We start from the raw sequence: 21,145 nt of genomic DNA on the forward strand, positions 1-21,145 counted from the left end.
ATTGACAGTTTGCCGCAGCTGCGCCGAAAATATGGGCGCAATGATGAATCCGGCTGGCGTGCAGCGGCTTCCGGCAATGCGATCCTCGAACGGACTGCCTAGCCCTCGACGTCGTACTGCTTGCAGAGGTGGTCGCCGATCTGGACGAGCATCGCCACGCATTCGGGGTAGCCGGGCCGATCCGAGTTGGCCCGGTCTGCACTGGCTCGAAACTCCCAGGAACGACCATCGCGGAGGATCGAGATTGTCATTCCATCGGGACAGTCGGCGTGAACCTTCAACTCGGCCTTTGCCATGGCGATGAGTTCGCTTTCCGTCTTCGCAGGTCTAGTCATGAAGGCAATCCTCCGTCTTGGGACAGAGCCTAAGCTGCATCTACCAGCCCCGCCAAGCAAGTCTTGCCGATCAAGCGCCTCCCGGCATTGGGATAGCGCAATGCGTCCCGACCCGCTCCGGGTCAGTCTCGAGAGGCGTCGGGCAAAACACCCGGTCAAGCCCTTGCGTCAAAAATATTCCACTTTCCCGAATTTCGGATTTGTGGCACAGAGGCGCCATCCCGGCCCTACCAAAGGGGCGCTTCGCGATCGTCACGAGATGCGGGCCGGGGTGCGGTGGACGCGGCAGCGCCGGCGCGGATGCGTGATGACAGGGCGGGCAACTGTGAGTCCTCAGGCGACGCGATACGACACGGCGCAGTCATAGCGGTCTTGTCGAGACCTGAGGGCGAGCACACGCAAGCCTTCGGGGATTTCGGCGGGACCGTCCGCGGACGGAGAAGTCGTGTGGTCCTGACGCCCGGGGTTCTGGCGTCAAGGCTTGCGGTGATGCGGCGGCCCGACCGGGCACGTGCATCAGCCATCCGCAGGGCGACGGGGGCAATAGTGCAACGCTCCCCGAGGAGAGCACGAAGGACACCGTTAAAACCATCCGCGCAGGGAAGGCCGGGCGACCGGCAACACCTGTGGTCCACCCCGTGTGCATCTCTGTTGCGCACGGACTTGCGGGTGCCGCCGGCGCCCGGCCTTCCCTGCGCCCTTTGGTCTTTCGAAGAGCGCGAAACGACAGCAAGCCTCGGGCGAAACGCGCCGCGAGATCGCGAAGGTATGTCTGCATGTAGCGGAGCCCGTCGCATGCGTTGAATGTTGCGAAACCCATCATGGAGCGGCGAAGAACCAGATCGTGATCGCTTTCGCGCAACCATCCCACGAGGCTGGTTCCCGACAGGCACATTCAGGACACATCGAGCGGGGTTTCCTACCTACCATATTGACGTGCCTCAAGCCGATCCTGGTCCGCGTCGGCATCATCGTCATTTCAGATCAACATCGGAGGAACAGCCATGCGACGTCCAACTCTTGCTGCAGCGCTGTTGCTCGCAGCGCTGACCTATCCCGCGTTGGCTCAGACGGCATCTGATCACGAGGGCGGCCATCACCCGGGATCGGATCAGGCACCGGCGCCCGCGCAAACGACGCCGCCCGCAAGCCCGTCCGGCGAGCGACAAGGCATGATGGGTGGTGGAGGCATGATGAGTGGAGGCATGATGGGTCCCGCCATGAAGGGGCGCGGCACGATGGGTGCGGACGCGATGGGGCCTCCGATCATGTTCCGCATGGTGTTTGCGCTGATGGACGCCGACGGCGACGGAGCCCTCTCGTCGGCGGAGTTTCAGGCAGCCCACGAGCGAATTTTCAAGGCCATGGACAGCAATAAGGATGGCAAGCTCACGCCGGAAGAAATGCAGGCGTTCATGCGAGCCGGAAAATAGGTCCTGCAGTTCGCCGAGCGAGCTATCCCACAGGAGACCTCCGAGCGGCGTAGGACCCGAATCTGCGCTTCGCTTGTCCCGGACCCGACCGTGATCTACGCCGCCGCGCGCTGCCTTGCGACCAGCGCTTCGCCAAAGGCCTCGAACAGCTTGCGATTGATGGGATTGTGCTGGGGATCGTATTCGGCGTGCCATTGCACACCGAGCGCGAAGGTCGGGGCTTCCGCGATCCGGATCGCCTCGATGGTGCCGTCCTCGGCGACGCCCTCGACCAGCACGCGCCTGCCGGGCTCGAGAATGCCCTGGCCGTGCAGCGAATTGACCCTGATCTTCTCGCAGCCGAGCAGCTTTGCGAACGCGCCGCCCGGCGTCAGCTCGACGTCGTGACGGTCGGCGAACACCACGGTCGGATCGGGGTGGATCTCGCCGTTCTCGAGCCGGGGCATGCGATGGTTCATGCGGCCGGGAATTTCGCGGATCTCCGGATGCAGCGAGCCGCCGAAGGCGACGTTCATCTCCTGGAGGCCGCGGCAGATCCCGAACAGCGGCACGCCGCGAGCGACGCAGGCGACCGAAAGCGCCAGCGCCACCTCGTCGCGGTGGATGTCGTAGGGCTCGTGCGCCTCACACGGATCGACGTTGAAACGGGTCGGGTGCACGTTGGCGCGGGCGCCGGTCAGCACGATGCCGTCGACCGTGTCGAGCAGCGCACCGATGTCGGTAATATCAGGCGCTCCCGCGAACATCATCGGCAGGCCGCCGGAAACCTCGGCCACGGCGCGCAAATTGCGCTCGCCGACCATCTGGACCTGAAATCGATTTTCGACGCGATGGGCATTCCCGATCACGCCGACGACCGGCTTTCTCATCTGTCGTTCCGTGCCTCTCCGTGAAGAAGATTCTCCGAACATGCCCCTCCGATGGCACAAATTCAACAGAAGGGATCGCGGGACGGCAATGCTATTTTCGCGCAAATGCCTCCCGGGGCTCGCCGCCAGCGGGCAGGCCTGCGGCCTTCAGTGCGGTCGCCGCCGGATCGCCCGGCGCGGCCAGCCAGGGCAGTTTCGCGTCGATTCCGCGTGTCACCGGCTCCCCGAGCGCCCCACCGAAATCGATCGGCCAGAACCCGTTGGGCACGACCTCGACCGTAAGGCCTCGGATCGCATAGCCCTCGCCCAGAACCGCCTCCGCGTGGTCGCCGGCGACAAGGCGCGCCGTCCCGGGATCCCTGGGGTCTCCGAAGTTCACGAGGACCGGCACGAGGTCTCCCTCCAACGGGACCACGCCGGTCTGCCGCTGGATATCGTTGAACGAGACGCGACTGCCTCGCGCGGCGCCGTAGGCACGCAGCGCGATATAGTTGATGTCGTCGAAGTCCAGCTTGGCGCCCTGCCGGTGCGCCAGCAAGGCCACCAGATTCCTGCCTTTGGCGCTGTCCTGGCCAAGGTCGACGAACACCGCCTCCCCGCGTGTCGTGGTGCGGCCGCCGCGGTTATAGTTGCGGTCGGGCACGACGGCCAGAATGCCGGACCCGGTCTTGATCCCGTCGGGCGTCGTCACCTCGACCGTCAGGCGAAATTTGTGGCCGGGCCGGTTGATCCGGATCTGGTCGCCGATCACGAGCACGGCCAGAAGCCCGAGCAGACCGGCCCATTTGCTGATGAAGCTCAAACCGCCCCCATTGTTCTTTCCTCATCGCTCTGCACCGTCGGCACGCCGGCGTCAAACCGGCGCGTCGACGCGGCCTTGCTCCGAAGCGCGTTTGTCGAGAGAGTACGGCGCGAATTGCGCTGAGAGGACCCGACGTGACCATGTCCAAAGATGAACGCTCCCGGACCCGCGGCGACCTCGCCTGGGCGATCTCGGTCGGGGGCATCGGCGTCGTGCTGTTCACCGCGCTGCTCGCCTTCACCTGGTATTTCGCCGCCACCGTGTTGCTGATCTTCACCGGCACGCTGCTCGGTCTCGGCCTCAACGCACTGACCGGCGCACTTGGCCGCAGGGTGCCCCTGCCGCATCCGGTACGGCTCGCGATCGTCTGCACCGCGCTCGCCCTGATGCTCGTCGGCATCGCCTATCTCGGCGGCGCCACCATCGCCGAACAGGCTTCGCTGCTGAGCAAGACCATCAAGTCGCAGATCGGAAACGTGAAGTCCTTTCTGGACAGCCACGGCATCGACACCAGCTTCTTCGATTTCGGCAACGGCGTGACCGACTCCTCGGCGAATATTCCGTCGGAGGCGGCGCCCGCAGCGGCGGCGCCCTCCCGCGGTTCCTTGCCCAGTGCGGGCGCGCTGGCCTCCAGCGGCGGCGCGATCGTGAGCCAGACCTTCAAGCTGCTGCTCGGCACCATCCACGGCGTGGGCAACATCTTCATCGTGCTGTTCCTCGGCCTTGCCTTCGCCGCCCAGCCCAGCGTCTATCACGACGGCCTGCTGTATCTGGCGCCGGCGAGGCACCGCACCCGCGTCGCCCTGATCATCGATCGCATCAGCGAAACCCTGGAGCGCTGGCTGATCGCACAGATCATCGTCATGCTCGCGGTCGGCGTGGTGACCTGGATCGGGCTTGCCGTCATCGGCATCCCCGGCTCGTTCATCCTGGGAATTCAGGCCGGCCTGCTCGCCTTCATCCCGACCCTCGGAGCCATCATCGCGGGCGTCGTCGTGGTGCTGGCGAGCCTCGCCTCGGGCTGGATCCCGGCGCTATCGGCCTTTCTGCTCTTCATGGGCGTGCACGCCATGGAGAGCTACGTGCTGACGCCGATCCTGCAGCGGCAGGCGCTGGACATCCCGCCGGCCACGCTGTTCGCGTTCCAGATCGTGCTCGGCGTCGTGTTCGGCATCTGGGGCCTGGCGCTGGCGCTGCCGCTGGTTGCCATCGGCAAGGTCATGATCGACCATTTCAAGACCTATGAGGCGCCATTGGCGGAGGCGACCTGAGCCAGCTCAGGTCGTCAGCACGGTCTCGGTGTGCTCGACCTCCGGGGGCGAGGCGAAATACTGGCCGACGAGGCCGCGCCATTCGGCAAAATTCTCCGAGCCGCGGAAATCGACGGTGTGGTTCTCCAGCGTCGCCCACTTCACCATCAGCCGGTAGCGCTGCGGCTTCTCGATGGATTTGTGCAGTTCGAAGCCGTGAAAGCCCTTGGAGCGGCCGAAAGCGGCCTTGGCCTTGGCGACAGCGGCCTCGAAGTCCTTCTCGCTGCCCGGCTTGACGTCGATTTGCGCGATCTCGGTGATCATCGGTTTCCACCCCTTTTTGTTCGATGGGCGTGTCTAGCGCAGCGGGCGAAAAAGAAAAAGGCGCCAAACCGGCGCCCTGCTCGGCCCGGAAATGCGGACCTCTCAGACCAGCAGCAGAACGGTGCCCGCCACGATCAGGGCACAACCGACGAACAATGCGAGCGGCCAGTAGCTGCGGCGGCCTTGCGTGTAACGCCCCTGCGCACGGCGCTCGGTGATCAGCGCGCTCTCGTACTCGTCCGCGGTCGAGAACAGGCAGGCGAACCCGCAGCGTGCCGAGGCCGCAGCGGCTTCGAGCGACATCAAGGCAGCTTGCGGGTTCTGTCGACGGATCGATTCCATGACCGCAATGGTAGGGATCGAATGGTAAACAGGGAATTACCGCGGCTGCTGCCCTGCGTCTCAGGCGGTGGCCGGCCGCGGCGTACTGATCCGCGCGGCGCTCTGGCGGCGCCAGTTCTCCAGCGACAGCGGCAGCTCCTCCGCCGCCTCGACGCGGTTGCGGCCGCCGCGCTTGGCCTGATAGAGCGCGGTGTCGGCGGATGCCAGCAGCACTTCGAGCTCGGTGCCGGCAGGACCGCCGGCGACGCCGATGCTGACGGTGGTGTCGACCGGGCCTTCGTCGACCACGACGCCGGAGGTCTCGAACGCCTCGCGTACGCGCTCGGCGACCAGCACGCCCTCCTCCAGCGAACACGGCAGCAGTGCCGCGAATTCCTCGCCGCCGATCCGCCCCGACATGTCGGTGATGCGCAGATTGTTGACGACGACGGTGGAGAACAGCTTCAGCATCTCATCGCCGGCGGGGTGGCCGAAGCGGTCGTTGATCGACTTGAAATGGTCGATGTCGAAGATCATCACGGTGACGGGACGTCCGGCCTTGGCCTCGCGCTCGATCACGCGGCCGCAGGCTTCCGAGAAGCCGCGGCGGTTGAGCATGCCGGTCAGGGGATCGGTCGACGCGGCGGTGCGGTGCGCGGTCACCGTGCGCTCGGACACCAGCATGAAGATCACGAACACGGTACCGACGGCGTAGAGGATGAGTTCGACCGCGAACACCTTGACCCAGATGCTCTGGGAGAAGCCGGCATCGTGCGGACGCAGGAAGCCGCCGATCAGAACCGGCAGCATCAACACGCAGCCGTGCATCACCGGCATCACGACGGCCGGCCAGCGTCGTTGCAGGCTCTTGCGCCGTTCGGTCCAGAGCTCGCTGGCGGTCAGTGCCGCGTAGACCGAGACGATGCCGGCGCCGACGATCATCCGCACCATGGATGCCTCGGGGTCGAGCAACGCGACGGCGGCGACCCAGGCGAGCGCACCGAGCACGAGGCCGGGCCAGTTCGGCTTGCGGCCGTGGAAGACGCGCGCCGCGTTCCACACCATGCCGCAGGCGACGAGGCCGACCGCGTTAAGCGCGAGGTAGAGATGCGGGCCCAGCCTGTCGCCGGCCGCGGTCCACAGCGCTACGGAGGCGGCACCGAGGAGATAGGCGGTGCCCCACCATTTCAGTGCAGGGCTGTTCTCCTGCCTGCCGAAGAAAACCATCATGGCGCCGAGCAATGCGGCGACCATGGTGGCGACCAAATAGAGCGTGATGCTATCGAGCGACATCATGTCGGCCCCCTTAAGCCATAGCAGTTACGCGATCGGTACATCCGATTTGCGCGCCCTTCCGAAGGCGACGCTAAATCTGGCGGGTTCCATTCAGGTTTTCGCGGGCGCCCAAGTTTTCTGGAAACACGCCATCAATTTGCAGACAAACGAATAACAAAAAGGGCGCTGAAATCAGCGCCCTTTTGCATCTCATTGAAGCCGCTTTCGCGGCGAATATGACCGAAGCGATTAACGCTTCGAGAACTGGAAGGACCGGCGGGCCTTGGCCTTGCCGTACTTCTTGCGCTCGACCACGCGCGAGTCGCGGGTCAGGAAACCGCCCTTCTTGAGCACCGTGCGCAGCTCCGGCTCGAAATAGGTGAGCGCCTTTGAGATGCCGTGACGGACCGCGCCGGCCTGGCCGGACAGGCCGCCGCCGGCAACCGTGCAGACCACGTCGTACTGGCCGGAACGGGCGGCCACCGAGAACGGCTGCTCGATCATCATGCGCAGCACGGGACGAGCGAAATAGACCTCGACCTCGCGGGAGTTGACCGTGACCTTGCCGGCGCCCGGCTTGATCCAGACGCGAGCGACCGCGTCCTTGCGCTTACCGGTGGCATAGGCGCGGTTGAACTTGTCGACCTTCTTCTCGTGCTTGGGCGCATCGGGCGCCGCCGCCGTCTTGAGCTGCGAGAGCTGGTCGAGCGACTGAATGGATTCGGCCATGTTATGCGGCCCTCGTGTTCTTGCGGTTCAACTTGGCGATATCGATCTTCTCGGGCGTCTGAGCCTCGTGCGGATGATCGGCGCCGCCATAGACGCGGAGGTTGCCCATCTGGACGCGACCGAGCGGACCACGCGGGATCATGCGCTCGACGGCCTTCTCCAGCACGCGCTCGGGGTGCTTGCCCTCGAGGATCTGGCGCGCGGTGCGCTCCTTGATGTGGCCGACATAGCCGGTGTGCTTGTAGTAGGTCTTCTGCTCGCGCTTGCGCCCGGTGAGAACCGCATGCTGCGCGTTGATGATGATGACGTTGTCGCCGCAATCAACGTGCGGGGTGTAGGTCGGGAGGTGCTTGCCGCGCAGGCGCATGGCAACGATGGTGGCGAGGCGGCCGACGACCAGACCCTTGGCGTCGATCAGCACCCACTTCTTCGTCACCTCAGCCGGCTTTGCCGAAAAGGTTTTCATGTCAGAGTTTCCGTGGACGGGGAGCATCGGCGCGAACACCGCACCGGACTGGGCGGTTTTCTAAAGAAGGGACGCGCAACGGTCAATGCCCAACGACGTGAATTAGCGTCGCAATATCAATAGCTTGAAAATATGGTGCTATATTACCTGCGAAAAGCTCAAACATTTGGAATGGAATAGGTCGAGGTGACATGGGCGATCGGATCGGGCGAGGTGCCGGACAACAGCTTCACCTCCCCGACCGCCAGCCGCTTGCCGAGCTTGAGCAGCCGCGCCTCCGCCAGCACGTCCTGGCCGGGCTGGCCCTTGCGCAGGAAATTGATGTTGAGATTGGTGGTCACGGCGAGCCCGACCGGTCCGATCGCGGACAGCAGCACCACGTACATCGCGAAATCGGCTAGCGCCATCAGCGTCGGGCCGGATACGGTTCCGCCGGGACGCAGCATCTTCTCGCTGAAACGCTGCCGCAGGAGGCAGGTCTGGCCGTCCGCGCTTTCGATCATGATGTCGTCGCCGCTGAACGCCTGGGGAAATTCGACGCGGAGGAACTGCTCGACATCCGCCACGCTCATTTTCGCTAACGCCATGCTGTTCCCCACCCTCGCTTCACTTGTCCTGTTACATTAAGTTATCTGCGTCATTCAAATGCAATAATCCAACGGAAACGCTTCGATGTCCGCCCAGGCCGCCCGCGCCCCCTCCCCGCAACCGCCGATCCTGCTGCGCGAGACCAAAGGCTCCATCGCGGTCCTGACGCTGAACCGGCCCGCTGCGCGCAACAGCCTGTCGGCAGCGACGATCGCCAGCCTGCATGCCGAACTCAATGATATCGGCGGCGACAAGGCCATCCGCGGCGTCGTAATCGCGGCCAACGGCCCGGCTTTCTCCGCCGGCCACGACATGAAGGAACTCACCGCGCGCCGCACCGATCCCGACCGCGGCCGCGCCTTTTTCGCCGAGATGATGACCGCCTGCAGCGCAATGATGCAGGCGATCGTACACCTGCCCAAGCCCGTGGTGGCTGCCGTCCAGGGCATCGCGACCGCGGCCGGCTGCCAGCTCGTGGCAAGCTGCGATCTTGCCATCGCCTCGGAGGACGCCAAGTTCGCCACGCCGGGCGTCGACATCGGCCTGTTCTGCTCAACGCCGATGGTGGCGCTGTCGCGCAACGTCCCGCGCAAGCAGGCCATGGAGATGCTGCTGACGGGCGAGCCTGTCACGGCCGACCGCGCGCGCGAGATCGGGCTCGTCAACCGCGTGGTGCCCGCCGGCACAGAACTCGGCGCTGCGATCGAGCTCGCGCAGCAGGTCGCGCTGAAATCCGCCTACACCGTCAAGCTCGGCAAGGAGGCATTTTATCGCCAGGCCGAGATGAGCCTTGAGGAGGCCTATCGTTATGCCGCAGAGGTGATGACCGAGAACATGATGGCGCGCGACGCCGAGGAAGGCATCGGCGCCTTCATCGAAAAGCGTGCGCCGACATGGCGGGATGAGTGACAACAAGAAAAGACGACAAATGAACCACGACGCCTATCCCGACAATTACATCCGCGCCATCCTCAACTCCGTGAAGTCGATCGCGATGGTCGGCGCCTCGCCGGTCAACGTGCGGCCGAGCTATTTCGCCTTCAAATATCTGGCACAGCGCGGTTACGACATGATCCCGGTCAATCCCGGCCATGTCGGCAAGGAGCTGCTCGGAAAGCCCTTCGTCGCCTCGCTCGCCGACATCGACCGTCCCATCGACATGATCGACATCTTTCGCAATTCCAGTCACATCCTGCCCGTGGTCGAGGAGGCGCTTACCCTCGACCCGCTGCCGAAGGTGATCTGGATGCAGCTCGGCGCGCGTGACGAGGTGGCGGCAGCGAAAGCCGAGTCGGTCGGTATCAAGGTGGTGATGAACCGCTGTCCCAAGATCGAATATGGCCGCCTGTCGTCCGAGATCTCCTGGATGGGCGTGAATTCGCGCACGCTCAGTTCCAAGCGCGCGCCGGCACCGACGCAAGGCATGCGGCTATCCCTCAATCGGATGAGCGTCGGCGGCGGCGACACCGCGGCCTCCGACCGCGCCGCAAAAAACAAGAGCGAGCAAAGCTGACGCATCGCGAAGGATTCCTTTCGCGATCGCGACAATGCGTAGCAAGATCATTCCCAAATGATCCTGATGTGACGCGGCGCCTTGACGGCGGGCGCGGCGCCGATCAGCATGCCGCGCGATTTCAGGCCACAAGAACAGGACGCCCTCAATGAGCGATCGCCTTCCGGGATTTTCAACCCTCGCCGTGCACGCCGGTGCACAGCCCGACCCCACCACCGGCGCGCGCGCGACTCCGATTTATCAAACGACCTCGTTCGTGTTCAACGACGCCGACCACGCCGCCTCGCTGTTCGGCCTGCAGGCATTCGGCAACATCTATACCCGCATCGGCAATCCCACCAATGCGGTGCTGGAAGAGCGCGTCGCAGCCCTCGAAGGCGGCACGGCGGCGCTGGCGGTGGCCTCGGGCCATGCCGCGCAGGTCGTGGTGCTGCAACAATTGATGCAGCCCGGCGACGAGTTCATCGCGGCGCGAAAGCTCTATGGCGGCTCGATCAACCAGTTCACGCATGCGTTCAAGAGCTTCGGCTGGAACGTGGTGTGGGCCGATCCCGATGACATCTCGAGCTTCGAGCGCGCGGTGACGCCGCGCACCAAGGCCATCTTCATCGAGTCCATCGCCAATCCCGCCGGCAGCATCACCGACATCGAGGCGATCTCGACGGTGGCGCGCAAGGCGGGCGTGCCGCTGATCGTCGACAACACGCTGGCCTCGCCCTACCTCATTCGTCCGATCGACCATGGCGCCGACATCGTGGTGCACTCGCTGACGAAGTTCCTCGGCGGCCACGGCAATTCGCTCGGCGGCATCATCGTCGATGCCGGCACCTTCGACTGGTCGACCGGCGGCAAATATCCGATGCTGTCGGAGCCGCGGCCGGAATATCACGGCATCAAGCTCCAGGAGACGTTCGGCAATTTCGCCTTCGCGATCGCCTGCCGCGTGCTCGGCCTGCGCGACCTCGGCCCCGCGCTGTCGCCCTTCAATGCCTTCATGATCCTGACCGGCATCGAGACGCTGCCGCTGCGCATGCAGAAGCAGTGCGACAATGCGAAAGCGGTCGCCGAATTCCTCGCCGGTCATCCGGCGGTAGCCTCGGTCAGCTATGCGGGCCTGCCGAGCGACAAGTACCACCAGCTCGCGCGCAAATACGCGCCCAAGGGCGCGGGTGCCGTGTTCACCTTCAGCCTGAAGGGCGGCTACGACGCCGGCGTCAGCCTGGTGTCGAAGCTGCAGCTGTTCTCGCATCTCGCCAATGTCGGCGATACCCGCTCGCTGGTGATCCATCCGGCCTCGACCACGCACAGCCAGCTCGACGACGCCGCCAAGATCAAGTCCGGCGCCGGCCCCGACGTGGTGCGGCTCTCGATCGGCATCGAGGACAAGGAAGACCTGATCGCGGATCTGGAACAGGCGCTGGGAGCGTAGCTGTTGTCATCCGGGGCGACACGCAAAGTCGCCCCGGACAGCGCCGTCAGTTAACAGTCATTAACCATATCTGCCGCATACATCGTCCTTGGATCGCCCTTTGATTCGGAGCCGATGATGCTGCGCTGGATGGTGCCTGCCCTAGCGGTCATGTTGACGGTCTCAGCTGCCGTTGCCGCCGATCTGCCGGCCACGCCGAAGCGGCGCGCCGCTGCTCCGCCACAGGAGCCGCCGCTGGTCTATGTCGATACCGATCCGGATGCGCTGATCTCGCCGGCCTATGGCATCGGCAGCTACATCCGCAACTTGCCGGGCACGCCGCTGCTGCCGGGCTCCCACACGCTGCCCGGCTATTACGGCCGGCCCTGGGACTACGACTATCAGGGCTCGTATTACGGCGGGAAGCAGGTCGACTACTTCTGGCGGCTGCCCTACTCGTGCGGCATCTACGGGTATTGCTGATCAGACGGGCTGATGGTGATCAGCCGGGCTGGCCAACTGGAACCGCGCGCGACTGCGCCTGCGCAGATTGCCGCGAAGCGAGCCGCTCCACCTGCATAACGGCGAGCATCAGCACGACGATTGCGACCGCCTGGTGCGACAGCGCGAGGTCGATCGGCACCTGGTTGAGCAGCGTGAGAATGCCGAGCACCGCCTGCAAGCTCACCGCCGCGAACAGCGAGAGCGCGCCGCTCGCGGCTGCACCTGCGCGCGACCGCACCGCGTCAATCGCGTGGAGCGCAGCCAGCGCAAACAGCGCATAGGCGGTCATGCGGTGCTCGAACTGCACCGTCAGCACGTTGTCGAACATGTTGCGCCACCACGGCGTCTCGAACCACAGCCGCTCGGCCGAGGGAATGAACGCGCCGTCGATCTGCGGCCAGGTGTTGTAGGCGCGCCCCGCGCGGAGGCCCGCGACCAGCGCGCCGAAATAGATCTGCACGAACGTCACGACGAGCAGCAGCGCGCTCGTGAATCGCAGCCGCGCCGATGCTGCAATCTGCGGCCGCTCCTTGAGCCGTCGCACCGTCCAGACGATGCCGGCGAAGATCAGCAGCGCGAGCACGAGATGCGTCGCCAACCGATATTGCGAGACCTCGACGCGCTCCGTCAGGCCCGAGGCGACCATCCACCAGCCGACCGCGCCCTGGAGACCGCCGAGCGCGAACAGCAGCCACAGCCTGCGCTTCAGCTCACCGGAGAGGCCACCGCGCCACAGGAAGAACAGGAACGGCAAGAGATAGGCGACGCCAATGAAACGGCCAAGCAGCCGGTGGCTCCATTCCCACCAGAAAATCTGCTTGAACTCGGACAGGCTCATGCCCGCGTTGAGCTCGCGATATTGCGGGATCCTCTTGTAGGCCTCGAACGCCTCGGTCCACTGCGCCTCCGACAGCGGCGGCAGGCTGCCCGTGACCGGCTTCCATTCGACGATCGAGAGGCCGGATTCCGTCAGCCGCGTCGCGCCGCCGACCAGCACCATCAGCGCGATCAGCGCGGCGACGGAGATCAGCCACCAGCGCACGGCGCGATGCGGGTTGGACGGGGCGGAAATCGGTGTCATTTCGGGAGCAAAACCAAGACTTGAAGGCTTGAACCGGACTGCGTGCCCCTTATAGTCCCCCGCTCCCGCAGCGCAAGTTACGCGAAAGCCGCTCATAATCGCCATGACGATCCGCACCCGCAAGTTCCTCGGCGCCATCCTGCTCCTGATGCTTTGCACCGTCTGGGCCCTGCTCGGCATGGCGGCGGCGCAGATGCCGTGGATCGCCGAATCCGGCTGGCGTCAGGCGATCTATTACGTGGTGGTCGGCCTGGGCTGGGTGCTGCCGGCGATGCCGATCGTGAGCTGGATGCAGCGGCCTGATCGCCTCAAATCTAATTCGTAGCGCTGCCCGTCGGCTTCACCGGCGCAAAGGCGAGGCCTGACACCAGCACACGCAGCATGCGCAGCGAGCGCACACGGCCGTCCCAGGAAATCCGCGGCAGCGCGCGCAGATTGGTCCGCCCCTCCGCATCGACGATACCTGATATCGTCGACACCGCGCTGGCAAGGCCGGCTTCCTCTGCCATCATGACGTGACTGCGCCGGAAGGAGGCGCGATCGCCGAACGGAAAGGCGAAATGACCGACCTCGCGGCGGAAGGCGGATTCGGCGACGGCCTTGCCCATCGTCATCTCGCGCAGCGCCGCACTGTCCTTCATGTTCGCGAGCACGGGATAGTTCACGGTCGCGCTGCCGATCGTGACGAGCGGATCGGCGGCGAGCTTCGCGAGATCCTCCCAATCCATCGACGCCTCGCGCGAGAGCGCGGCAAGATCGATCCGGTAGCGCGTACAGAGATCGGCGATCGCCGCCGACAGATCCGCCGGCGACAGCGAGCGCAGCCAGCGCTCGAGATGCGAAAACAGCGCCTGTTTCTCGGCACTGTCGGTGACGACGAAACGCTGCTCCTTCTCGCCCATCATCAGGCTGATGCGGCTCTCGCGCGCAATCACCTGTTCGAGCCCGAGCCACCAGGCCTGTCCGACGCCATCAGGAAAAGCGGTGGGCACGTAGATCGTGAAGGGCACGGCGTGATGCGACAGCACCGGATAGGCGAAGTCGATCAGATCCTTCGGCGCACCGTCGAAGGTGAGCGCCACGAAACGCCGCTGCTCCGGCAGCGTCACGGCGCGGCGGCAGACCTCGTCCATGCCGAGAAACTCATAATTCCAGCGCTTCAATGCGCGAATGGCGCGGTCGAGAAATCGTGGCGTGATCTCGCTCGCGCGCAGCGGCTGAAATCCGCCGCGCCGGCGCGGACGCACACGTTCAAAGCGCAGAATGGCGCCGGCACCGCGACTGCGCAGCGCGGCCTGGCCGGTGAACCAGGCCAGTTCGAGGCGCAGCCGCTCCAGCCATCTGTCGTCGGATGCCAATATCTTGACCCTTCGCGCCCTCGAGCGCCCGTTCCCTCTCCATTGTCCTTACCCTTTGTTGACATTTCTTTGCAAAGGTCGGCCACCGGCCGAATTACGTCTATCTTGATTTCTCGACAGGTTTCGTGAATGACCATGGCTGCGGCGATGCAAAGCCGGACGGCAGAAGCGCCAGCGCGGTCGAAAGCGAGCCGTATCGCGCATGTCGATATCGTCACCGATCTCGACGCCGCCGAGGCGATCTGGCGCGCCTTCGAGCAGCCCGGCCATCTCTTCACGCCCTATCAGCGATTTGATCTACTGAGCCCCTGGCAGCGACTGGTCGGCGAGCGCGAAGGCGCGCGCCCCTTCGTCGTCATCGCCCGCGATGATGACCACAGGCCGCTGCTGCTGCTGCCGCTCTCGCTGCGCCAAAGCCACGGCGTGCACACGGCCTGCTTCATGGGCGGCAAGCATACGACCTTCAACATGGGCCTGTGGAACGCCGCGTGTGCCGCGCAGACCGTTGCCGCCGATCTCGATACGTTGTTCGCGCCGCTCCGCGAGCACGTCGACGTACTCGTGCTGACGCAGCAGCCGCAGCGCTGGCACGGCCAGCAGAACCCGTTTGCAGCTCTGCCACGACAGAGCCCGATCAACGGCTGTCCGCAATTGGTGATGGAGCCAGGCGGGCCGCCGGCATCGCGGATCAGCAATTCCTTCCGCCGCCGCCTCAAGAGCAAGGAAAAGAAGCTCCAGGCGCTCGCCGGCTATCGCTATCACCTTGCCACGTCGGACGCGGACGTCACCCGCCTTCTCGACTGGTTCTTCCGCGTCAAGCCGGTGCGGATGGCAGAACAGAAGCTCCCGAACGTCTTCGCCGAACCGGGCGTCGAAGAGTTCATCCGCAGCGCCTGCCTTGCGCCGCGCGGTGAAGGCCGCGTCATCGACATCCATGCGCTCGAATGCGACGACGAGGTGATCGCGATATTCGCCGGCGTCGCCGACGGCGAGCGCTTCTCGATGATGTTCAACACCTACACGATGTCCGAGCACGCCCGTTACAGCCCCGGCCTGATCCTGATGCGCTATATCATCGATCGCTACGCCGAGCGCGGCTACCGCTCACTCGACCTCGGCATCGGTTCGGACGACTACAAGCGGATGTTCTGCAAGGACGACGAAGAGATCTTCGACAGTTTTGTCCCGCTGACCTCGCGCGGCAGGCTCGCCGCGATGGCGATGTCATCGCTCAGCCACGGCAAGCGGCTGGTGAAGCAGAACCAGATGCTGTTCGACCTGGCCCGACGGCTGCGGCAGGCGTTCGGGTAAATCTGTCCATGTGCGCCGATATCGTAGGGTGGGCAAAGCGGCTTGTCCGCCGTAGCTCGCAGAGCGAAGGCGGAAGCGTGCCCACCAATTCGAAGTGGTGGGCACGGCGCGAGTGCGCCTTTGCCCACCCTACGATATCGAGCCTGCGGAGAGAGGATAAGAACTAAGCCGCCACCACGCGCGGCGCGTCAACCGCATTCGACGGCTGCACCGGCTTGCTCAGCATCGTCACCTCGCTGAAGCCGACCGCCTTCAGCTGCTCGCACATCAGCGTGCGCGCATCGCTCGCCATCGACGCATCCGGCACTACGACGGCGCGGGCATGCGCCGTCAGCAGTTCGGCCGGGAGGTCGGAGGCGCCGCCAGCGTCGATCAGCACGTGATCATAGGCGCGCAGCAGCGCGTCGATGGCGAGCGTCACCCGCGGCGATTGCAGCACGCTGCGGTCGAAGCCGGGACGGCCGGCCATGACGAGATGCAGCCGCGACAGCTTGTCCTTCGTGATGATTTGCGCGAACGACGCCTCACCCTGCATCAGCTCGGCAAGGCCGGGCGCCGAAGCATCGACGGATACCGCGGCAATCGTCGGCGAGGACGCGGCAAGATCGACCACGACGACGCGGGCCTCGCGCGCCAGATGCCGGGCCAGCGTCAGCGTCGACAGTGTAATGGCTTCGCCGGAAGCGGTGCCGAGCACCGTGACCTTCTTCGCCGCAGCACCCGCGGCGCGCAGGCTGTCGGCCAGATTTTCGATCTCGGTGAATTCGGTGACTTCGGCATCATCGGTCATCTCCGGCTGAAGCGGCGCCAGCTCCGCCGTGACCGGATCTGCGATCGGTTCGATCTCCGGCTGAACGACCGGCTGGGCAACCGGTTGGACAACGGGTTCCTGGCGCAACGGCGCTTGCGCTTGCACCGGCCTGAGCGCGGCCACCGCGCGCGGCGCGGTCTGGCTCAGCAACTCGCCGGTGACGACGACGCCGGACGAGAGCAGCAGCGTTGCGATCGTCGCGATCAGCACGATCGGCAGCTTCTTCGGATAGGCCGGCGTGTTCGAGACGACGGCGCGCGAGATGACGCGGCCGTCGGTCGGCGCGGTGTCGATGGTCTCGCGGGTATTGGCCTCGCGATACTTGGCGAGATAGCTCTCGAGCAGATCGCGCTGCGCCTTTGCCTCGCGCTCCATCGCGCGGAGCTGGACGTCCTGGCCGTTGGTCGAGGTCGCCTGCTTCTTGAGCTGCTCGAGGCTCACGGTCAGGCCGTCGACCCGCCCGCTGGCGATGCGCGCGTCGCTTTCGAGCGACCGGGAAATCTTGGCCGCCTCGTCGCGGATTTGATTGTCGAGGTCGCCAAGCTGGGCCTTCAACTCCTTGATCCGCGGGTGGTTGCCAAGCAGCGTGGACGACTGCTCGGCGAGTTGCGCGCGCAACGTTACCCTTTTGCTCCGACAGCCGCCGCATCAATTCCGAGTTCACGACCTCGGACGCCTCGATCGGCTTGCCGCTCTGGAGCATCTCCTTGATCAGCCGCGCCTTGGATTCCGCATCCGCCTTCATCGAGCGCGCATTGTTGAGCTGGGTGTTCACCTCGCCCATCTGCTGGTTCGACAACGTGGTGTTGTTGGTGCCGATGAACAGGCTCGACTTCGAACGGAAGTCCTCGACCCTCGCCTCGGCGTCGGAGACCTTCTTGCGCAAGCTGTCGATCTCGCCGGAAAGCCACTGGCTGGCGTTCTTGGCCTGCTCCTGGCGCACGCCCTGCTGGAGCACGAGATAACCGTCCGCGATCGAATTGGCGACGCGTGCGGCAAGCTCCGGATCGGCGGACTGAAATTCGACCACGATCACGCGCGACTTGTCGACGGCGTAGGCCTGAAGGCGATCGTAATAGGCGTCGAGCACGCGTTCTTCCGGCGTCATCGAGAATGGATCGCGGCCGATACCGATCATCGCGGCCAGCGACTTCAGCGGCGAGATGCCTTGCAGGACCGGATCGAACTCGGGGCGTTCCGCGAGCTTGTTCTTCTTGATGATCTCCCGCGCCAGATCGCGCGACAGCACGAGCTGCACCTGGCTGGTGACGGCCTCGGCGTCGAGCGCCTGCCGTTCCTCGGTGCGGTCGCTGCTGGGTCGCAAGAACACGTTCTCGCGGCCGTCGATGAGGATGCGCGATTCGGATTTGTAGCGCGGCGTGACGAAATTGACGATTGCGACGGATGCGACGAGCGCCAGCACCGTCGGCACGATGATCCAGCCACGCTTGCGCGCCAATGCCGCGCCGAGCGCGTGCAGGTCGATATCGCCGGATTCGACTTGGGCCTGCTTGGTGACGAGCGGCGCAGGCCTGACTTCGGTCTTCTGCTCGATCTTGGGTTCGATCTTGGGCTCGACCTTGGGCTCGACCTTGACCTCAGCTTTGGGCGCGACTTTGGTTTTGGACTTTGCAACAGCCCGCGCGACAACGGCCTTGTCCTTGCCGGCACGCCAGAACGCTAATCGCATCGAACACTCCCGCAGCGCAACGCCACCAAGCTACCTCAACCGGCGCGATTACACTCCATTAAGGTTGCCGCTGGGTTAATCGCGGCATGCGGCGACTTGCGCAGGCGCACTCGTCACCGTTTGTTAACCACGAGCCCCCTTAATCCATCTCGATATTTTCCTGGGAATTGTTCCGCATTTGCCGTCGAGCGCTGGTTTTGATTGATGCCCCCCTCTCCTGACCGGCCGCTTCGTATCCTGCACGCCGTGCGTGCTCCGGTCGGCGGCATCTTCCGCCACATCCTTGACGTCGCCAACGGCCAGGTCGACCGCGGCCATCATGTCGGCATCCTCGCCGACAGCCTCACCGGCGGCGAGCGCGCCGACAAGGCGCTGGCCGAGCTCGCGCCGCGGCTGAAGCTCGGCGTGCACCGGCTCGCGATTCGCCGCGAGCCGTCGCCGGACGATGTCCTGGTCTGGCTTCGCATGCGACGCCTGATCGCCACGCTCAAGCCCGACGTCATGCACGGCCACGGCGCCAAGGCCGGCGCGTTCATCCGGATGCGGCGACGCTCCGACGACACAATCCGCATCTACACGCCGCATGGCGGCTCGCTGCACTACCCACTCAACACCTTCAAGGGCGAGTTTTACGCACGGCTGGAGCGGACGCTGATGGACGCGACCGACCTGTTCCTGTTCGAGAGTGCGTTCGCTCGCGACACCTATCAACGCATCGTCGGCACCCCCAAAGGCGTGGTGCATTGCGTCTTCAACGGCGTCACGCCCGAGGAGTTCGAGCCCGTCGCGACTGCCGAAGACGCCACGGACCTCTGCTACGTCGGCGAGTTCAGGCACATCAAGGGCGCCGATGTGCTGGTCGACGCCGTGGCGCGCCTGCACGAGGGCGGCAAGAAGGTCACGTTGACGCTCGGCGGCGACGGCGAGGAGACAGCGGCGCTGAAGGCGCAGGTCGAGAGACTCGACCTCACCCATTCGATCCGCTTCCTCGGTCACGTCAAGGCGCGCTACGGCTTCTCCAAGGGACGGCTGCTCGTCGTCCCCTCGCGCGGCGATTCCATGCCCTATGTCGTGATCGAGGCCGGCGCGGCCGGCATTCCCATGATCGCGTCGCGTATCGGCGGCATCCCCGAGATCTTCGGTTCCGACAATCCGGCTCTGTTCGCGCCGAGCAATTCCGAAGCCATGGCGGAGGCCATTGCCGCTGCACTCGACGATCCGCAGACCACCGCACAGCGCGCAGTGCTGTTGCGCGAACGCATCTCGGCGCATTTCTCGCAAGCCGCCATGGTCGACGGCGTGATCGCCGGCTATCGCGACGCATTTGCCAATCATTAACCATCCTTAAAGCCCGCTTTAGAGAATCTTCCGATTTGTTCGATAATCCAAGGACCAGGGGATGCCGCCCGGGGTGCCAACGCCATTGGCCCGCGGATGCTTGAAATGGACGTGGACCCGTGGAACCGCTCAACGCACGCTCGATGCTCGATGCCGCGACCAGCGCCGCGGCGAAACCCGCTGACGAACCCTTCGTGGAGCGTCGCCGCCGGCTCTCGCCCGCAGCCCTCGACGTCGTCAACCAGAAGGTCTCCCGCGCCTATTCGCCGATCGTAATCACCGGATTCGTCCGCCTCGCCGACTTCACGCTGCTCAACCTCGTCGGCATCGCGCTCTATGTCGGCTATGTCATGCAGCTCTCCGGCTTCAGCTGGGTCTATCCCGCCGAGGTCATCGCCGTATCGATCGCAGCCGTGGTCTGCTTCCAGGCCGCCGACATCTATCAGGTGCAACTGTTCCGGGGGCAGCTCCGGCAGATGACGCGGATGATCTCGTCCTGGTCGTTCGTCTTCCTGCTGTTCATCGGCATCTCCTTCTTCGCCAAATACGGCAGTGAAATCTCGCGGCTGTGGCTAGCCGCCTTCTACTTCTTCGGACTCGCCGCGCTGATCGCCGAGCGTCTGGTGCTGCGCTCGCTGGTGCGCGGCTGGGCGCGCCAGGGCCGGCTCGACCGCCGCACCATCATCGTCGGCTCCGACAGCAATGGCGAGCAGCTGGTCGAAGCACTGAAGGCGCAGGAAGATTCCGACATCCACGTGCTCGGCGTGTTCGACGACCGCAACGACAGTCGCGCGCTCGACACCTGCGCCGGCGCCCGCAAGCTCGGCAAGGTCGACGACATCGTCGAATTCGCCCGCCGCACCCGCGTCGATCTCGTGCTGTTCGCGCTGCCGATCTCGGCGGAGACGCGCATCCTGGAAATGCTGAAGAAGCTCTGGGTGCTGCCGGTCGACATCCGCCTCTCCGCTCACACCAACAAGCTGCGCTTCCGGCCCCGCTCCTATTCCTATCTCGGCGAGGTGCCGACGCTCGACGTGTTCGAGGCGCCGATCACCGATTGGGATCTGGTGATGAAATGGCTGTTCGACCGCGTCGTCGGCAGCCTCGCGCTGCTCGCGGCCCTGCCGGTGATGGGGCTGGTGGCGCTGGCGGTGAGGCTCGACAGCCCCGGCCCGGTGCTGTTCCAACAGAAGCGCTTCGGCTTCAACAATGAGCGCATCGACGTCTACAAATTCCGCTCGATGTACCACCATCAGGCCGATCCCACCGCCTCCAAGGTCGTGACCAAGAACGATCCGCGCGTCACCCGCGTCGGCCGCTTCATCCGCAAGACCAGCCTCGACGAGCTGCCGCAGCTCTTCAACGTGGTGTTCTCCGGCAATCTCTCTCTGGTCGGGCCGCGCCCGCACGCGGTACAGGGCAAGCTGCAGAGCCGGCTGTTCGACGAGGCCGTCGACGGCTATTTCGCCCGCCACCGCGTCAAGCCCGGCATCACCGGCTGGGCCCAGATCAACGGCTGGCGCGGCGAGATCGACAATCAAGAGAAGATCCAGAAGCGCGTCGAGTTCGACCTCTATTACATCGAGAACTGGTCGGTGCTGTTCGACCTCTACATTCTCCTGAAGACGCCGATCTCGCTGCTGACCAAGAACGAGAACGCGTATTGAGTTTCTCCGTCATGCCCCGGTCAAGCCAGGCGATGACAACGGGTTTGTAGCGTACGAGTAGCGTGAGCATGT

The 21,145-nt window shown here is 64.8% G+C and carries 21 protein-coding genes and 1 pseudogene; 10 read left to right on the plus strand and 12 right to left on the minus strand.

What is annotated here, in order from left to right; genetic code table 11:
• Positions 1-98: 98 nt before the first annotated feature.
• On the minus strand, positions 99-335 hold the full coding sequence (locus CIT39_RS19380) for a hypothetical protein (protein ID WP_094977640.1): 237 nt from the start codon (positions 333-335) through the stop codon (positions 99-101).
• Positions 336-1,339: 1,004 nt separating this feature from the next.
• On the opposite strand from CIT39_RS19380, the gene CIT39_RS19385 reads away from it, so the two are divergent.
• Complete coding sequence (locus CIT39_RS19385) at positions 1,340-1,768, plus strand: EF-hand domain-containing protein (RefSeq protein ID WP_162308584.1); 429 nt, start codon at positions 1,340-1,342, stop codon at positions 1,766-1,768.
• A gap of 95 nt (positions 1,769-1,863) precedes the next feature.
• Here CIT39_RS19385 and CIT39_RS19390 read toward each other — a convergent pair whose 3' ends face one another.
• Together CIT39_RS19390 and CIT39_RS19395 are read right to left on the minus strand one after the other, a co-directional pair.
• Complete coding sequence (locus tag CIT39_RS19390; protein WP_162308585.1) at positions 1,864-2,637, minus strand: gamma-glutamyl-gamma-aminobutyrate hydrolase family protein; 774 nt, start codon at positions 2,635-2,637, stop codon at positions 1,864-1,866.
• A 91-nt stretch (positions 2,638-2,728) separates the two neighbouring features.
• Positions 2,729-3,439: a hypothetical protein gene (locus tag CIT39_RS19395; RefSeq protein ID WP_094977638.1), complete on the minus strand. Its 711-nt coding sequence runs from the start codon at positions 3,437-3,439 to the stop codon at positions 2,729-2,731.
• A gap of 134 nt (positions 3,440-3,573) precedes the next feature.
• Here CIT39_RS19395 and CIT39_RS19400 point away from each other — a divergent pair, with 134 nt between their 5' ends.
• Positions 3,574-4,710, plus strand: coding sequence for an AI-2E family transporter (locus CIT39_RS19400; protein WP_162308586.1), 1,137 nt, complete (start codon positions 3,574-3,576; stop codon positions 4,708-4,710).
• 6 nt (positions 4,711-4,716) lie between these two features.
• Here the strand turns inward: CIT39_RS19400 and CIT39_RS19405 are convergent, their stop codons facing one another.
• From CIT39_RS19405 to CIT39_RS19430, 6 genes are all read right to left on the minus strand, one after another.
• Positions 4,717-5,013: an antibiotic biosynthesis monooxygenase family protein gene (locus CIT39_RS19405; RefSeq protein ID WP_094977636.1), complete on the minus strand. Its 297-nt coding sequence runs from the start codon at positions 5,011-5,013 to the stop codon at positions 4,717-4,719.
• Positions 5,014-5,115: 102 nt separating this feature from the next.
• Positions 5,116-5,355, minus strand: coding sequence for a hypothetical protein (locus CIT39_RS19410; RefSeq protein ID WP_094977635.1), 240 nt, complete (start codon positions 5,353-5,355; stop codon positions 5,116-5,118).
• A gap of 60 nt (positions 5,356-5,415) precedes the next feature.
• Positions 5,416-6,630: a GGDEF domain-containing protein gene (locus CIT39_RS19415; protein ID WP_094977634.1), complete on the minus strand. Its 1,215-nt coding sequence runs from the start codon at positions 6,628-6,630 to the stop codon at positions 5,416-5,418.
• A gap of 228 nt (positions 6,631-6,858) precedes the next feature.
• Complete coding sequence (gene rpsI / locus CIT39_RS19420; protein WP_008137962.1) at positions 6,859-7,338, minus strand: 30S ribosomal protein S9; 480 nt, start codon at positions 7,336-7,338, stop codon at positions 6,859-6,861.
• A 1-nt stretch (position 7,339) separates the two neighbouring features.
• Positions 7,340-7,804: a 50S ribosomal protein L13 gene (rplM, locus tag CIT39_RS19425; protein WP_091965253.1), complete on the minus strand. Its 465-nt coding sequence runs from the start codon at positions 7,802-7,804 to the stop codon at positions 7,340-7,342.
• A 158-nt stretch (positions 7,805-7,962) separates the two neighbouring features.
• Positions 7,963-8,391, minus strand: coding sequence for a PaaI family thioesterase (locus CIT39_RS19430; RefSeq protein WP_094977633.1), 429 nt, complete (start codon positions 8,389-8,391; stop codon positions 7,963-7,965).
• 85 nt (positions 8,392-8,476) lie between these two features.
• On the opposite strand from CIT39_RS19430, the gene CIT39_RS19435 reads away from it, so the two are divergent.
• From CIT39_RS19435 to CIT39_RS19450, 4 genes are all read left to right on the plus strand, one after another.
• The gene (locus CIT39_RS19435; protein WP_094977632.1) at positions 8,477-9,301 is read left to right on the plus strand and encodes an enoyl-CoA hydratase; all 825 of its coding nucleotides are present in this window, start codon (positions 8,477-8,479) and stop codon (positions 9,299-9,301) included.
• A 19-nt stretch (positions 9,302-9,320) separates the two neighbouring features.
• Entirely contained in the window at positions 9,321-9,905 is a 585-nt protein-coding gene (locus CIT39_RS19440) for a CoA-binding protein (protein ID WP_094977631.1), read from the plus strand.
• Positions 9,906-10,053: 148 nt separating this feature from the next.
• Positions 10,054-11,334 carry an O-acetylhomoserine aminocarboxypropyltransferase gene (locus CIT39_RS19445; RefSeq protein ID WP_094977630.1) on the plus strand — a complete coding sequence of 427 codons (1,281 nt, stop codon included), beginning with the start codon at positions 10,054-10,056 and terminating at the stop codon, positions 11,332-11,334.
• A gap of 117 nt (positions 11,335-11,451) precedes the next feature.
• Positions 11,452-11,796, plus strand: coding sequence for a hypothetical protein (locus CIT39_RS19450; RefSeq protein ID WP_094977863.1), 345 nt, complete (start codon positions 11,452-11,454; stop codon positions 11,794-11,796).
• Positions 11,797-11,815: 19 nt separating this feature from the next.
• On the opposite strand, the gene CIT39_RS19455 is transcribed toward CIT39_RS19450, so the two are convergent.
• Positions 11,816-12,898, minus strand: a complete 1,083-nt coding sequence (locus CIT39_RS19455; protein ID WP_094977629.1) for a COX15/CtaA family protein — start codon at positions 12,896-12,898, stop codon at positions 11,816-11,818.
• Positions 12,899-13,001: 103 nt separating this feature from the next.
• Here CIT39_RS19455 and CIT39_RS19460 point away from each other — a divergent pair, with 103 nt between their 5' ends.
• Positions 13,002-13,223: a DUF2842 domain-containing protein gene (locus CIT39_RS19460; RefSeq protein WP_094977628.1), complete on the plus strand. Its 222-nt coding sequence runs from the start codon at positions 13,002-13,004 to the stop codon at positions 13,221-13,223.
• Here the strand turns inward: CIT39_RS19460 and CIT39_RS19465 are convergent.
• Positions 13,213-14,256 (minus strand): polysaccharide deacetylase family protein, encoded by a 1,044-nt coding sequence (locus tag CIT39_RS19465; protein ID WP_094977627.1) that lies wholly within the window; start codon positions 14,254-14,256, stop codon positions 13,213-13,215. The genes CIT39_RS19460 and CIT39_RS19465 overlap by 11 nt on opposite strands.
• Positions 14,257-14,385: 129 nt before the next feature.
• Between CIT39_RS19465 and CIT39_RS19470 the strand changes: the two genes are divergently transcribed.
• Entirely contained in the window at positions 14,386-15,567 is a 1,182-nt protein-coding gene (locus tag CIT39_RS19470) for a GNAT family N-acetyltransferase (RefSeq protein ID WP_094977626.1), read from the plus strand.
• 163 nt (positions 15,568-15,730) lie between these two features.
• Here CIT39_RS19470 and CIT39_RS19475 read toward each other — a convergent pair.
• A pseudogene (locus CIT39_RS19475) lies at positions 15,731-18,068 on the minus strand (GumC family protein).
• 204 nt (positions 18,069-18,272) lie between these two features.
• On the opposite strand from CIT39_RS19475, the gene CIT39_RS19480 reads away from it, so the two are divergent.
• Entirely contained in the window at positions 18,273-19,406 is a 1,134-nt protein-coding gene (locus CIT39_RS19480) for a glycosyltransferase family 4 protein (protein WP_094977624.1), read from the plus strand.
• A 119-nt stretch (positions 19,407-19,525) separates the two neighbouring features.
• Positions 19,526-21,073, plus strand: a complete 1,548-nt coding sequence (locus CIT39_RS19485; protein WP_094977623.1) for an undecaprenyl-phosphate glucose phosphotransferase — start codon at positions 19,526-19,528, stop codon at positions 21,071-21,073.
• Positions 21,074-21,145: the final 72 nt, after the last annotated feature.

The organism is Bradyrhizobium symbiodeficiens (genome assembly GCF_002266465.3).
Taxonomy (GTDB): domain Bacteria; phylum Pseudomonadota; class Alphaproteobacteria; order Rhizobiales; family Xanthobacteraceae; genus Bradyrhizobium; species Bradyrhizobium symbiodeficiens.